Source organism: Herbaspirillum sp. CAH-3 (genome assembly GCF_009668275.1).
GTDB classification, from domain to species: Bacteria; Pseudomonadota; Gammaproteobacteria; order Burkholderiales; family Burkholderiaceae_D; genus Herbaspirillum; species Herbaspirillum aquaticum.
Genome location: NZ_VSWE01000008.1, coordinates 99,687 through 113,951, shown reverse-complemented (window position 1 = coordinate 113,951; position 14,265 = coordinate 99,687). Strand labels below are relative to the sequence as shown.

Genomic DNA, 14,265 nt, shown 5'->3' with positions numbered 1-14,265 from the left:
TTTCGATTTCAGTACATTGGTTCATTCACCGGCGTCTCCCGCCGCGCTCAAAGCAGGCGGGACCAGACGCTGGCGCCGAATTCCTTCATGCGCTCGCTCATCGGCCGCTGTTCCCACTGTTCCTTTGTGATCTCTTTGGAGGCGCCAAGATCCCGGTCGAACATGGCTTTGGTCTGGGCTCCGAATTGCGGGCTCAGGATCACGGCGTTGATTTCCTGGTTGTAGACGAAGCTGCGCCAGTCGAGGTTGGTCGAACCGATGGTGGACCACACGCCATCGATGAGCGCGGTCTTGGAGTGCAGCAGCGCGTCCTGGCGCTCGTAGATGCGCACGCCCGCCTCCAGCAGTTCGCTGTAGAAGGAGCGCGAGGCATACAGCACCAGCGAGGAGTCGCTGTGGGACGGCAGGATCAGGCGCACGTCCACGGCGCGCCGGGCGGCATCCTTGAGCGAATCGCGCAGTTGCGGATCGGGCACGAAGTAGGCGTTGGTCAGGTAGATCGAGCTTTCCGCATGCTGGATGGCCGAGATGAAGGTGGCGTAGATGATGCTGTAGGGATCATCGGGCGAGCTGCCGATGGCCCGTACGATCTCGCTGCCGGCGGGAGCCACCGGGGGGAAGTAGCGATGCTCGCCGAGATCGGGACCACGCTGCTTGCCCCAGGTCTCGATGAACAGTTTCTGGAATTCCAGCGCGACCGGGCCATCGATGCGCACCTGCGTATCACGCCAGGGGATCTGCTCGCCATCCTTGTTGAGCTGCGGCTTTTTCTTGCGGGTGCTGAAGGAGCCGCTGGAATAGACGCTGCTGATGTTGATGCCGCCCACGAAGGCGGTCTTGCCATCGACCACCAGCAGCTTGCGATGGTCTCGCTGGTTGACGGCCCAGTCCTTGCGCAGCTGGGTGGGATTGATGGGATTGAATTCCAGCACATTGACGCCCGCATCGATCAGGGGCTGGAAGAATTCGCGCGGGGTATTGATGCTGCCTACGCTGTCATACATCAGGTTGACCTGGACGCCCTTCTTCTGCATGGCAATCAACAGGTCGGCGAACTGGCGGCCGACCTCGTCGTCTTCCATGATGTAGGTTTCCATGTTGATGTGATAGCGCGCGGCCTGGATGGCCTGCTGCATGGAGGCGTAGGTGGCCGGGCCGTCGATGAGCAGCGTCACCTTGTTGCCGGTCACCAGGGGCGAGCCGGTGATGGCTCCTTCGATGGCCACGTGACGGTCCAGCAGGGTGTTGTCGGCGTTCTGTGCGCGCAGCTTGTCCAGCGCGGCCTTGGCCTGCGCCTCGGAAAGCACGCCGCGTCCGCCCTTCATCTGGATGGTGCGGGCCGATTGCGTGTCCATGTCGGGCACGATGGTGGGCAGCGAGCTGCACGCGGCCAGCATCACCGAGCTCAGCAGCAACAGGAGCCCTGCGGCGGACCAGCTCCTCAATGTCATTTTCTTGTTGGTCATGGAAGGATCCCGGTTGGGCGCTGCCATGGACCGCGACGCTGTGGGGCGTCCGCAGGCAACGCTGTGCGGACGAGTATATGCCCGGCCGCAGCGCCGTAGCGCGGCCGCAAGCACGAATCGGAACTGTCCTACAGAGGAAAGCGGGAGCTGCCTACAGGTAGGCGCGGGCGCTGTTGCATCCCGCAGGAGGGGCGGATGGATCGGGGATCCATCCGGCGCGATCAGTAGACGTCGCGGCGATAGCGGTTCTGCTCGATCAGGGCATGCAGGCCGGCTTCACCCAGCAGGTCGGTGAGGACGGCGTCGACACCGGCAGCCATGCCTTCCAGGCTGCCGCAGACGTAGAGGACGGCGCCCTGGTCCAGCCACTGGCGCAGCTCGGGCCCTGCTTCGCGCAGCCGGTCCTGCACGTACAGGCGTTCGTTCTGGTCCCGCGAGAAGGCCAGGTCAAGGCGCGCCAGGCGGCCGTGTTCCAGCCAGTCCAGCCATTCATCGGCATACAGGAAATCGTAACGCTCGTTACGTTCTCCGAAGAGCAGCCAGTTGCGCGACTGCGTTTCTCCATGCAGCACGCGTGCGCGCAGGTGCCCGCGCAAGCCGGCCAGGCCCGAGCCATTGCCGATGAAGATGGCGGGGGTGCCGGCCGCGACCGGGGCGAAACCGGCGTTCTCCACCAGGCGCAGTTCGATGGCGGCATCGATGGGTGCAAATTCGGTCAGCCAGCCCGAGGCCAGTCCCAGTCCGTCTTCATGCTGGACCTGGCGCACCAGCAGGTGCACCGCGCCATCCTGTGGCACCGAAGCCACCGAATACGAGCGCGCCGCCAAGGGCTGCAGCTGGTCGGCCAGGGCTTGCGCTTCTCGCGCCGGATGTGGCGGCAGCACGCTGCAGGCCAACGCATCGGCTGGTGTTTTTTGCCGGCCTTGATGGCTCACCATGGCGCTGCCATCCAATTGCAGCCGCTGCAGCAGCAGGGCGACACGATCCGGCGCGTGGCGCGGCAGGATCTCCACCAGTGCACCGGCTTGCCAGTCGGGCAGGCTGCCGTCCTGTGGCTGTATTTCGACGTGATACAGCGGTGCACCCTGGCTGCCCGGATTCATGAGCACGCGTCGTGTCAGCTTCCACTGCTGCCATGCCGGTGCGGTAGTAGGCAGGAGTTCGCTCACGCTGGCCTGCAGTCCGTGGGCGGCCAGTTCGGTTTCCCATTTGCGCAGCGCCACGCCGGCCATGCGATCGACTTCCACCAGCGGGAACAGCGGCTTGGCGCCGCACTGGCGCAGGCCGTGGTCGAGGGTGTGGCCGAAGCCGCAGAACTGCGCGTAGTGACGATCCCCCAGCGCCAGGATGGCGTATTGCGCGTGGGCCAGCGACTGGCCTGCAGCCTGGCGCAGGCGCTTTTCGAAGCCGCGCGCGCTGTCGGGCGCATCGCCCTCGCCAAAGGTACTGGCGATGAAGAGGATGCGGCGATGATGGCGCAAGCTCTCCGGCGTGCTCTGCGCCAGCGATTGCAGTTGTACGGCGATGCCGCTGCGGCGCAGGCCGGCGGCGGTATGCAGGGCGATGCGCTCGGCCTGCCCGGTCTGCGAGGCATAGGCCACCAGCACCGGCTCACCTTCGGGGGCGGGTGACGTGCCGTCGAGGCTGGCACGTTCGGCGCGCAGCGCGGCTTTCTTGCGGCGGCGGTCGAGGTAGAGCATCCATCCGGTGATGCCGAAGAGCGGCATCATCAGGCTGGCGATGGCCATGATGATGCGCCCTGGCAGTCCGAAGTACGTGCCCATGTGCAGCGGATAGATGGCGGCGATCAGCTTGCCGCCATCGGATTTGTCTTCGTAGCGTTCCAGCTGGCGGATCTCGCCGCTCTGTGGCAAGACCACCATGCGGCTGCGGGCGCGCTCGTGGGGCGCAGCGTGATCGAGGAAGAAGATCTGCACCGGCTGGGAACCCTGTTCCGGCAGGCGCAGCTGGGCGCTCCGGTAATCGGGAGCCTTGGCGAGGAAGCTGTTCCAGGCCTGGGTCAGTTCCAGCGCAGTGGCGTCTTCCGCCGGGGGTTTCTTCTTGCCTTCACCGCGCTGCATGGCGGGGCGGCGGCTCTCGCCGGCCAGCGTGTTCATGCCGTCCTTGAACCAGTCCAGTGCCCAGTAGGCACCGGTGATGGAGAAGAGCACGTACATCACCAGCGACCAGGTGCCGATGACCGAATGCAGGTTCCACAGGAAGGAGCGCCCCTGCAGCTGGAAGTCCAGCCGCAGCCAGGCGCGCAGCGACAGCGGGCGGCGCGGCCAGCGCAGGTAGAGGCCCGAGAGTGCCAGCACCAGCAACGCCAGCGCCAGCGTGCCCAGGACGATCTTGCCGATCTCGGTGGGCAGCAGCAGCCAGCGGTGGAAGCGTTCGATGAATTCGAAGAATTCCGCGCCCGTCACCGGTGGCAGCAGCGCGCCGGTATAGGGATCGGCATAGCGCGCCTCGCCGCGCCGCACCCCGGGCGGCGGCGCGAAGACCACGCGGGCGGAGGCGCCGGGTTCAGCAGTGAGGGTGAGGGTGGTGACGCGCCGCGCAGGCTCCACCGCGCGCAGTTTGTCCAGCAGCTGCTGGGGCGTGAGCGTGGCTTGCTGGCGCACCTGGACGTGCATGACGCCGGGGCTCAGCGCGTCCATGATTTCCTCGCGGAAAGCCAGGATGGCGCCGGTCACGCCGATGGTCATCAACAGGGTGCCGGCAGTGATGCCGATGAACCAGTGCAACTGGAACCAGATCTTCTTGAACATGTATCAGTGGGCGGCGAGGGCGCGAGGCGCCTTGTTGGTCTTGCCTGCCGTGCCGCAGCGGGGGCGGTTGGCGGGGTGAGCCCGGTATTATAGTTCAGATGAAAATGATTCTTATTGATATCTGGCGTTCGATGGGTGGGATTCTGTAGCGAATTTCTTCAATGCTTGAGGGGTAGTTGCAATTTGGAAATTACCCGGAACTTCAATTCGTTATCCTTGCGCAGTTGGAAACAACATTCCCGTCCCCCAACGTTTTCCGAAATCGACCCGAGGCTCGTGATGGCTAAATCATTTAAACAATTAAGTGCGGCCCTGAGCCCTGAGGCGCGTCGTCTTGTTCAGTTGCGCGTGCAAATAATACAAAAGAGAATTGATTCAAAAGAGGCGCGAAGGGCTAAATCCGCGCCTGTACAGACTGCTGAAATCAGAAAATAATTACGCCAGGATCAGTCTCAACATCGACTGAGTCAAGCCGCTCCTGGCATCCGCGGCCACATCCACCACGCTCAGGTGATGCTGCTGCGGCAGCGCCACCACTTCCACGGCATGTCCCGACTGGCGCAGGGCGGCGGCGTAGAAGTCGCGCTGGCGCAGGAATTCGGCGGACTCCTCTTCTCCTGCGCACAGCAGCGCCTTCACGCCCTCGGGCATGGCCAGCAGCTGCGGACTGGCCTGCTGGGCGTCCGAGGCGGAGAGGTGCAGCACTTCGTTGAGGTAAGACAGGCGCACCGGCTCCAGGTCATAGATTCCGCTGATGCCGCACACCCCGCGCACCGGCGCCGCCCCCAGCGAAGCGATCAGCGCCGCCAGGTGCGCACCGGCCGAGTGACCCATGAGCCAGATCGCCTCCGGATTGAAGCGCAGCGCCGCGGCCTTGGCATGCAGCAGGCGCAGCGCGCGCCCGCAGTCAGCGGCGATGTCGCCCATGCGCACCTGCGGGGCCAGCCGGTAATTGATGAGGGCCACGTTGATGTTTTGCGCCAGGTAGGGCAGGGCCAGCTGGCTGAACTGATGCTTGTCCAGCGAGCGCCAGTAGCCACCGTGGATAAAGACAAGCAGGGGCCGGCCATTGCTGCGCCCCGGAAAGAAATCCAGCGTCTGCAGGGCATCCTCGCCATAGGGCAGGTCGGCCAGATGCGGATGCGCTTGCCGCGCTGCTTCCCCCTCGCGCGCAAAGCGGTCGAAATACGCCTGGAAATCCGCAATGCGCAGGCGCACGTTGTACTGCTCGTCCAGCGCCTCGCGGTCATAGCTGCGGTAGATGTGCATGTCTCTCCTCCCTTGCCTCGCGGGCAGTGTCGTCGTTCTCGTTCGGACTCATTCGGCGAAGTGTGCCGAGATCAGGTTGCGCAGCCAGACATTGCCCTCGTCCTGATTGTAGCGGCGATGCCAGAACATGTTGGTCTGCAGTGCCGGCAGGCGCAGCGGTGGTTTGATGTAGCGTAAGCCAAAGGGTGCGGCAGCGCTCTCGGCCAGCTTGCGCGGCACCGTCACCACCAGCGACGTGGTGCTGACGATGTAAGGGACCGCCGTGAAATGCGGCACCCGGAAGCGTACGCTGGGCAGGATGCCGGCCTTCTCCAGGTTCTGGTTGATGCGATCATAAGGACTCTCCAGCGAAGACACCATCAGGTGCTCGGCCGCCAGGAATTCCTTGAGGCCGACCTCGCCGCGCTTGTCCAGCGCATGGCCGATGCGGAACATGCTCACGTATTCCTGGCGGAACAGTCGCCGCTGGTACAGCGCCTCCGACAGATTGTCGAACGCACCGATGGCCAGGTCCACCCGGCCGGCCTCCATTTCACTCTTCAGGTCGATGGCCCCGGCACGTACCGTCGACAGGCTCACCCCCGGCGCGACCTCGGCACAGGCTTCGATCAGGCGCGGCATGAAATACACCTCGCCCACATCGGTCATGGCAATCGTGAAGCGGCGCTCGCTGCTCTGCGGCGCAAAGCCTTCCTGCAGGTTGAGAGCGCGGGCTACCTGCTGCAGTGCCGCAGCCACCGGCTCGGCCAGCTGTTCGGCAAAGGGCGTGGGCTGCATGCCTTGCGCCGTGCGCACGAACAGCTCATCGCCGAAGCTGCGCCGCAGCCGCGCCAGTGCATTGGACACCGCCGGCTGCGACAGCCCCAGACGACGGGCTACCGAGGAGATCTGGCGTTCCTGGAAGACCTCCTGGAACACCACCAGCAGGTTGAGATCGATGTCGCGTGGTTCGATGAGGGCCATGGTCAGCTCGGCAGTAGCGAAGACGCGTGCACTGCAATATTCATGAAATGAATGGATCGTATTTTCGTATTTATATCGTAAAAGAAGGGCGATTGCACTACAGTGACGTCGCGATAACACCATCAAGAGCCGCGCAGCAGCGCCTGCGCACACGGCCATGCAATCTGCCCATCTGCCATGTTCAGCCTCATCGGCCCGCAGATGGCAGGCAACACAACTAAAAAAACGTAAAGACAGACGAGGAGCAAGACAATGAGCATCCACCAAGGTGGCGCTCTCCCCACGGTCCATGTGGACCAGGTGGTGGAGCAGGGCCGGTTCGGCACTTTTCAATTCGGCCTGCTGCTGCTGTGCGGCCTGTGCCTCATCATCGATGGCTTCGACGTGCAGGCCATGGGCTATGTCGCCCCGGCCATCATTGCCGACTGGGGCGTGAGCAAGGCCAGTCTCGGTCCGGTGTTCGGGGCGGGCCTGTTCGGCATGCTGCTGGGCTCGCTGGTGCTCACCCCCGTGGGCGACCGCTACGGCCGCCGTCCGGTGCTGATCGCTTCGACCCTGTTCTTTGCGGTCTGCATGCTGGTGACGCCGCTGGTCACCACCATCGATCAGTTGCTGGTAGTGCGCTTCATCACCGGCTTTGGCCTGGGCAGCATCATGCCCAATGCGATGGCGCTGGTCGGCGAATACAGCCCTTCGTCCTCGCGGGTGACCCGCATGATGCTGGTTTCCTGCGGCTTTACCGTGGGCGCTGCGGCGGGCGGATTCGTGAGCGCAGCGCTGATCCCGGCGCATGGCTGGCATGCGGTGTTCTGGGTCGGCGGTGCGGTGCCCCTGGTACTGGGCCTGGCGATGCTGGTGTGGCTGCCGGAATCGATACAGTTCCTGGTGCTGCAGCGTCGTGCGCGCAGCCAGGTGGCGCGCTGGCTGCGCAAGCTGGATCCTGCCATCCGCATCGATGACAAGACCGAGGTCGTGGTCAAGGAAAGCAAGGCCGAAGGCATGCCGGTGGCGGCCCTGTTCCGCGATGGCCGCGCCGGTGTCACGGTGCTGCTGTGGTTGATCAGCTTCATGAACCTGATCAACCTGTACTTCCTCTCCAACTGGCTGCCCACGCTGATTCGTGACGCCGGCTATTCCACCAGCATGGCAGTGCTGATCGGGACCTCGCTGCAAGTGGGCGGTGTGGTCGGTACGCTGACACTGGGCCGCTTCATCAACCGCTTCGGGTTCACCCGCGTGCTGGGGACCTGTTTCCTGCTGGCTTGCGTGTCCATTGCGTTGATCGGCAAGGTGGCGGCCATGCCGGTGCTGCTGTTCCTGGCGGTGATCGTGGCAGGGTTCTGCATCGTCGGCGGGCAACCAGCGGTCAACGCGCTGGCTGGTACCTTCTATCCGACCACGCTGCGTTCCACCGGCATCGGCTGGGCGCTGGGCATCGGCCGCATCGGCTCGGTGGTCGGGCCGGTCATCGGCGGCCAACTGATCGCGCTGCAGTGGAGCAATGGTTCGCTGTTCATCGCAGCGGCGGTGCCGGCGCTGATTTCGGCGCTGACCATCGCGCGCTTGCATCGTACTTCCCGAGGAGTGTCCGCATGAATACCATCACCGATTCTTCTGTCAGTCATCACGTGCACACGCGCGGCTACCAGACCGGCTTCGGCAACGAGTTCGCCACCGAGGCCCTGCCGGGCGCCTTGCCCGCGCACCAGAATTCGCCGCAGCGTGCGCCCTATGGCCTGTATGCCGAGCAGATTTCCGGCACCGCCTTCACCGCGCCGCGTGGTCACAACCGCCGCGCGTGGCTCTATCGCATCCGTCCGGCTGCGGTGCATCACCCGTTTGAACCGATGGAACGCGGCCTGCTGGTGAGCCACTTCGACGACGTCGCACCGCCGCCCAACCAGTTGCGCTGGGACCCGCTGCCCATGCCGACCGTGCCCACCGATTTCATCGAAGGGATGGTCACGATGGCCGGCAACGGCTCGCCGCAAGCCCAGAGCGGTTGCGCCATCCACCTGTATGCCGCCAATTGCTCGATGACCGATCGTTTCTTCTATTCGGCCGATGGCGAACTGCTGATCGTGCCGCAGCTGGGGCGCCTGCAATTGCGTACCGAGCTGGGCGTGATCGATATCGAGCCGCAGGAGATCGCCGTCATTCCGCGTGGCATGCGCTTCCAGGTGCGCCTGCCGGATGGCGAGGCACGCGGCTACATCTGCGAGAATTTCGGCGCGCTGCTGCGCCTGCCTGATCTCGGTCCGCTGGGTTCCAACGGCCTGGCCAATCCGCGCGATTTCGCCACGCCGCACGCCTGGTACGAAGACCGGGAGGGCGACTTCCAGCTCATCGCCAAGTTCGGCGGCAACCTGTGGCAGGCGAAGATCGGCCATTCGCCGCTGGATGTGGTGGCCTGGCATGGCAACTATGTTCCCTACAAGTACGACCTGCGCCACTTCAATACCATCGGTTCGATCAGCTACGACCATCCCGATCCCTCGATCTTCCTGGTGCTGCAGTCGCAGAGCGATACGCCCGGCGTGGATACGATCGACTTCGTGATCTTCCCGCCGCGCTGGCTGGCTGCTGAAAATACCTTCCGTCCGCCCTGGTTCCACCGCAACGTGGCCAGCGAATACATGGGCCTCATCACCGGCCAGTATGACGCCAAGGAAGGCGGCGGCTTTGTGCCCGGCGGCGGCAGCCTGCATAATTGCATGAGCGGTCACGGACCGGACGCGGCCACCTTCGAGAAAGCCAGCCGCATCGATACCAGCACCCCGAACAAGGTCGACCACACCATGGCCTTCATGTTCGAGACCCGCAACATCCTTTGCCCGACCCGTCACGCCCTGTCCGCGCCGACCTTGCAGCGCGATTACCAGGACTGCTGGCTGGGCATCCAGAAGAACTTCAACCCGGAGCGCGCATGAGCCTGCCTAGCCTGAAAATGAACGAAACCCATGACACCTCGCTGCGTAGCTGGGTCGAGAGCGCCAATGCAGAAAGCAGCAGTTTCCCGATCCAGAACCTGCCTTACGGCGTATTTCGCCGCAGTGGCAGTGAAGAAGCCTTCCGTGCGGGCGTGGCCATCGGCGACCAGGTCCTGGACCTGCCGGCCGCCCAGGGTGCCGGCGCCTTCTCGGGCTTCGATGAAGCCACCCGCACGGCCGCTCATGCAGCCTGCGGCGGCAGCAGTTTGAATGCCCTGATGGCACTCACGCCGGCCGCCTGGTCGGCCCTGCGCCTGGCGTTGTCGCGCCTGCTGCGCAGCGGTTCGGCGCACCAGACCGAGCTGGCCGCCTGCCTGGTGCCTCAGGCCCAGGCCGAATACGATGTGCCGGCCGTGATCGGCGACTACACCGACTTCTACACATCGATCCACCACGCCACCACGATAGGCAAGCTGTTCCGTCCGGACAATCCGCTGCTGCCCAACTACAAGTGGGTGCCGATCGGCTATCACGGCCGTGCGTCTTCCATCGCGATCTCGGACCAGCAGTTCCGTCGTCCGGTGGGCCAGACCAAGGCCCCCGACGCGGACTTGCCCACCTTCGGTCCCTGCAAGCGACTGGATTACGAACTGGAGCTGGGCATCTTCATCGGCGGCGGCAATGCCCTGGGCGAGCCGGTGCCGATGGCGCAGGCTGAGGACAAGGTGTTTGGCCTCTGCCTGCTCAACGACTGGTCCGCACGCGATGTGCAGGCCTGGGAATACCAGCCGCTGGGCCCCTTCCTCTCCAAGAGCTTTGCCTCCACCATCTCGCCCTGGATCGTCACGCTGGAAGCACTGGCGCCGTACCGTTGCGCATGGACGCGCCCGGCGGACGACCCGCAACCGCTGCCTTACCTGGATGCACCGACCCTGCGCGAGAGCGGTGCTTTTGACATCGAACTGGAAGTGCTGATCCAGACCGCTGCCATGCGTGAAGCGGGCAGCGCGCCGCAGCGCCTCTCGCTGGGCAACTACCGGGATGCCTACTGGACCGTGGCGCAGCTGGTCACGCATCACACCGTCAATGGTTGCAACCTGCGGCCGGGTGACTTCTTCGGTTCGGGGACCTTGTCCGGTCCGGCACCGGACCAGGCCGGTTCACTGCTGGAACTGAGCGGTGGCGGCAAGGCCCCCCTGAACCTGGCCAATGGCGAGAAGCGCGTCTTCCTGGAAGATGGCGATACCATCATCCTGCGTGCCGTGGCTCGTCGCGATGGCTTGCCCAATATCGGTTTCGGTGAAGCGGCCGGCACCGTGTTGCCTGCGCGCAGCCTGGCTTGATCTGATTTTTTTAGGAAGCAAGCGCATGACTACCCTCTACAGCTATTTCCGCAGCTCGGCCTCCTATCGCGTGCGTATCGCCCTGAACATCAAAGGCGTGGCTTATGAAACGGCGGCCGTGCATTTGTTGAACCAGGGCGGCGAGCAATTGCTGCCCGCCTTCACGCAGTTGAATCCGCATGCGCTGGTCCCGGTGCTGGCCGACCAGGGCAAGCTGCTCACGCAATCGATGGCGATGCTGGAGTATCTGGACGAGCGCTATCCGACGCCATCGCTGCTGCCGGGTGATGCATTCGCGCGGGCGCATATCCGCGAACTGTCGCTGGCCATCGCCTGTGAAATCCATCCGCTGAACAACCTGCGCGTGCTGCGTTATCTCAAGCACACGCTTGCCGTGGATGAGGCGCAGAAGACGGCGTGGATCCAGCACTGGATCAAGCTCGGTTTCACGGCGCTGGAACAGCAACTGGCGGCCGACACCACGCGCGGACACTTCTGCGTGGGCGACGCCCCGACCATGGCTGACTGCTTCCTGATTCCGCAGATCTTCAACGCGCGCCGTTTCGACGTGGACATGGCACCGTACCCGACGCTGTGTGCCATCGAGGCTGCCTGCAATGCGCTGCCCGCTTTCGAGCAGGCGCATCCGGCGCAGCAGCCTGACGCCGCCTGAGCGTTCAGACCGGGCTGCGGCGCGGCACCAGCAGGTTGCCGGTCATGATGAGCACGGCTTCGTCGTGCTGGTTGTAGGTGGTCACGCGGTGGTTGAGGAAACCCTGCTGCGGCTTGGATTGCGAGGTCTTGATGCCCAGCACTTCGGCTTCCAGGCGCAGCACGTCGCCCGGGCGAGTCGGACGGGGCCAGCGGAATTCATCAAAGCCGGCACCGATGATGCCGCCCTGGATGTGCAGGGTATCGACCAGCAGGCGCATGGTCAGCGCGGCGGTATGCCAGCCGCTGGCGGCCAGGCCGCGGAAGAAAGTCTGCTGCGCCGCCGCTTCGTCGAGATGGAAGGGTTGGGGATCGTATTGTTGGGCGAACTGCTTGATCTCTTCGGCGCTCACGGCGAGCGTGCCCGGCGAGCGCAATACCTGGCCGGGTTGGAAGTCATCGAGGTAGTTGAGGGTGGTCACTGAGTCTCCCTGTTCATTGTTATCGGATTCAGGCCTGCTCTTCGGCAAGCCAGATATGGTCACAGTATAACGACAGTCCGTAAAACAAAAGGCCGCAGCGGGAAATCGCTGCGGCCTTTTGCATGGATGTCCGCGCATGCGGACCTGTGCTCAACGTGATCAGGACGACTTGGACAACTTCGCCAGCTGCTGCGTCAGATAGCTCTGCCGCGACTGCATCGTCGCCAGCGTGATGTTGAGCCGGTTGAACTGGTTGGTGTAGTTGTCCTTCAGGTTTTGCAGCCGAGCATTGGCCGCCGTCTGCTGGTCGGTCACGATCTTGAGGCTGTCCTGCAGGCCCTTGGTCTTGCTGGCCAGCGTGCCGCTGTCACTGAGGATGCCATCGAGCACCTTCTGCAGCTTGGGCACCACGCCCGAGGTACCGGTGAAGAGCTTGCTGACCGCGTCGAAATCCTTGTTGCCGGCCGTGGTCAGCTTGGCGGCGTCCAGCGCCAGCGTGCCATCCTTCTGGAAGGCAATGCCGACCTGCGAGAGATTCATGCCGCCATCATCCCCCAGCGCCCCCAGCATGGTGCTGCGGATCTGCGTCATCATGTTCAGCACCGAGGACTCGGCGGCCAGCGGGGAGCCGGTACTGGCCTGGCCCTTGGTGGTGGACGGGGTCTGCTTGGTCAGGTTGGTGATGGCCTTGGCCAGGTTGTTGTAGGCGGTGACGAACGTGTTGGCCGCCGTCGAGAGCCCGCTGGTGTCATTGGCAATGGAGAGCGTGAAATTGTCGGCCGAGGTGGTGACCTTGGCCAGGTTCAGGGTCACGCCCGAGATCGCGTTGCTGACCTTGTTGCTGGTGCTGGTCACGGCCACGCCATCGATGGTCAGCTTGGCATCCTGTGCCTTGGCCAGTTGCCCCATGCTGCTGCCGGAGAGGTCCGCATAGTCATTGCTGCCGACCAGTTTGATGGCGTCCGTGCCGGTGGGGGTGAGCACCAGGTGGTCCTTGCTGCCGTCATTGCTGATGCTGGCGGTCACGCCCGTATTGGCGTCGTTGATGGCCTTCATCACGTCGTTCAAGCCAATGGCGCCACTGCCGTCCAGGTCGGTCGGGGTGATCGTGAAGGACTTGTTGCCCACCTGCAGCGCCAGGCTGCCGCTGGCGTAGGTCTGGTTGGTCGCCACGCCGGTGGTGGTGACGGTGCCGCTGGGGTCGAAGTTGAACACGGAGAAATTGCCCGTGCCACTCACCCGCAGGTTGTTGGCCGCACCGCTGTCCTTGGCGGTCAGGACCAGGTGGTCATTGGTGCCGTCGCTGACGATGGCCGCATTGACGCCCGCGTCGCTGGCATTGATGGCGTCACGCACGCCGGCCAGGGTGTTGGTCTTGGGCTGGATCAGCGTGGTCGAACCGTTGCCGGTCTTGATGGCCAGCACGCCATTGTCGAACGTGGTGCCCGGTGCGATGCCGGCCGAGCTGACCTTGACCGCCTGCGCCAGCTGGCTCACGCCGATGCTGTACTTGCCGGCCGCCGCCTTGGTGGCATCGCGCGGGGCCTGGATCTGGGTCACCGAGCCGGCCACGGTGGGGTCATAGCTCAGCCCCGAGAGCGAATTGTTGGCCGTGACCTTGATGGTGTTGGCGGTGCCGCCGGTATTGGATTCCATCACCAGGTGGTCGCCGCTGCCATCGGTGACGATGGAAGCCGTCACGCCCGCCTTGGAAGCATTGATGGCGTCGCGCACGCCAGCCAGGGTGGCGTTGGCCTGCAGCGTGATGAAGGTGGGCGGATTGGTGCCGACCTTGATGGCAATCGAGTCGCCGGCATTGAAAGTGGTGCCGCTGGCGTAGCCGCCGGATTTGAGCTTCTGTGCCAGGACCTTGGTCGAATCGTCACTGTTGGCATCGGCCGTGAACGGATCGGTGGTCAGGTTGGTGCCGGTACCGGCATTGGCCACCGTGGTCTTCTGGGCGCTGAAGCTGGCCGCCGTCATGGTCTTGAGCGCGCTCTGGTAGCTCGACAGCGCATTTTTCAGCGAACCATAGGCGGAAATGAGCGTATTGAACCCGCTCTCCTTGGTCTTCAGCGGTGTGAGCTTGGACTTGCTTTCGACTGCAATGAGCTGGTTGACCAACGTCGATACGTCTAACGGACCGGCCGATGTCGAGATCGTCCCCGTGGAAGTTGCCATCTTGACCCCTGGATGATGATGATTTTCTTATCTTTCGGGAAACTGACGCAATGTCAGTGACCCGTGAAGGTTAACGGCAGGTCTTTACAAAAGTAAAGGGCAGTTTGCTGACAAGAAATGGCGTTTTCAGGGGATTTTTGTGGAGATTCGATGGAGAAGCCGCAATCCGGGCTTGCCACGATGCTGAAATGTAAAGATTCGGCCGGACC

At 63.8% G+C, this 14,265-nt stretch carries 10 protein-coding genes; 4 read left to right on the top strand and 6 right to left on the bottom strand.

Features of this window, described 5'->3' with window-relative positions; translation table 11 throughout:
* Nucleotides 1-47: 47 nt before the first annotated feature.
* The 4 genes from cls to FYB76_RS11890 all read right to left on the bottom strand — a co-directional run bounded on the left by cls (nucleotide 48) and on the right by FYB76_RS11890 (nucleotide 6,469).
* On the bottom strand, nucleotides 48-1,466 hold the full coding sequence (cls, locus tag FYB76_RS11905) for a cardiolipin synthase (RefSeq protein ID WP_154133773.1): 1,419 nt from the start codon (nucleotides 1,464-1,466) through the stop codon (nucleotides 48-50).
* 221 nt (nucleotides 1,467-1,687) lie between these two features.
* Nucleotides 1,688-4,237 carry a sulfite reductase flavoprotein subunit alpha gene (locus tag FYB76_RS11900; RefSeq protein WP_154133772.1) on the bottom strand — a complete coding sequence of 850 codons (2,550 nt, stop codon included), beginning with the start codon at nucleotides 4,235-4,237 and terminating at the stop codon, nucleotides 1,688-1,690.
* Between the two features lie 435 nt (nucleotides 4,238-4,672).
* On the bottom strand, nucleotides 4,673-5,506 hold the full coding sequence (locus FYB76_RS11895) for an alpha/beta hydrolase (protein ID WP_154133771.1): 834 nt from the start codon (nucleotides 5,504-5,506) through the stop codon (nucleotides 4,673-4,675).
* Nucleotides 5,507-5,554: 48 nt separating this feature from the next.
* Complete coding sequence (locus tag FYB76_RS11890; RefSeq protein WP_088755278.1) at nucleotides 5,555-6,469, bottom strand: LysR substrate-binding domain-containing protein; 915 nt, start codon at nucleotides 6,467-6,469, stop codon at nucleotides 5,555-5,557.
* Nucleotides 6,470-6,721: 252 nt separating this feature from the next.
* Between FYB76_RS11890 and FYB76_RS11885 the strand changes: the two genes are divergently transcribed.
* The 4 genes from FYB76_RS11885 to maiA are packed head-to-tail and all read left to right on the top strand — an operon-like array spanning nucleotide 6,722 to nucleotide 11,415.
* The gene (locus FYB76_RS11885) at nucleotides 6,722-8,065 is read left to right on the top strand and encodes an MFS transporter (protein ID WP_088755277.1); all 1,344 of its coding nucleotides are present in this window, start codon (nucleotides 6,722-6,724) and stop codon (nucleotides 8,063-8,065) included.
* Nucleotides 8,062-9,399: a homogentisate 1,2-dioxygenase gene (gene hmgA / locus FYB76_RS11880; protein ID WP_154133770.1), complete on the top strand. Its 1,338-nt coding sequence runs from the start codon at nucleotides 8,062-8,064 to the stop codon at nucleotides 9,397-9,399. The genes FYB76_RS11885 and hmgA overlap by 4 nt, the downstream gene beginning before the upstream one ends.
* Nucleotides 9,396-10,742, top strand: coding sequence for a fumarylacetoacetase (gene fahA, locus FYB76_RS11875; protein WP_154133769.1), 1,347 nt, complete (start codon nucleotides 9,396-9,398; stop codon nucleotides 10,740-10,742). Before hmgA ends, fahA begins: the two co-directional genes overlap by 4 nt.
* 25 nt (nucleotides 10,743-10,767) lie before the next feature.
* Nucleotides 10,768-11,415: a maleylacetoacetate isomerase gene (gene maiA, locus FYB76_RS11870; protein WP_088755274.1), complete on the top strand. Its 648-nt coding sequence runs from the start codon at nucleotides 10,768-10,770 to the stop codon at nucleotides 11,413-11,415.
* Between the two features lie 4 nt (nucleotides 11,416-11,419).
* On the opposite strand, the gene FYB76_RS11865 is transcribed toward maiA, so the two are convergent.
* Nucleotides 11,420-11,875: a MaoC family dehydratase gene (locus FYB76_RS11865; RefSeq protein WP_220406964.1), complete on the bottom strand. Its 456-nt coding sequence runs from the start codon at nucleotides 11,873-11,875 to the stop codon at nucleotides 11,420-11,422.
* Between the two features lie 159 nt (nucleotides 11,876-12,034).
* Nucleotides 12,035-14,056, bottom strand: coding sequence for a flagellar filament capping protein FliD (fliD, locus tag FYB76_RS11860; RefSeq protein WP_154133767.1), 2,022 nt, complete (start codon nucleotides 14,054-14,056; stop codon nucleotides 12,035-12,037).
* Nucleotides 14,057-14,265 lie beyond the last annotated feature (209 nt).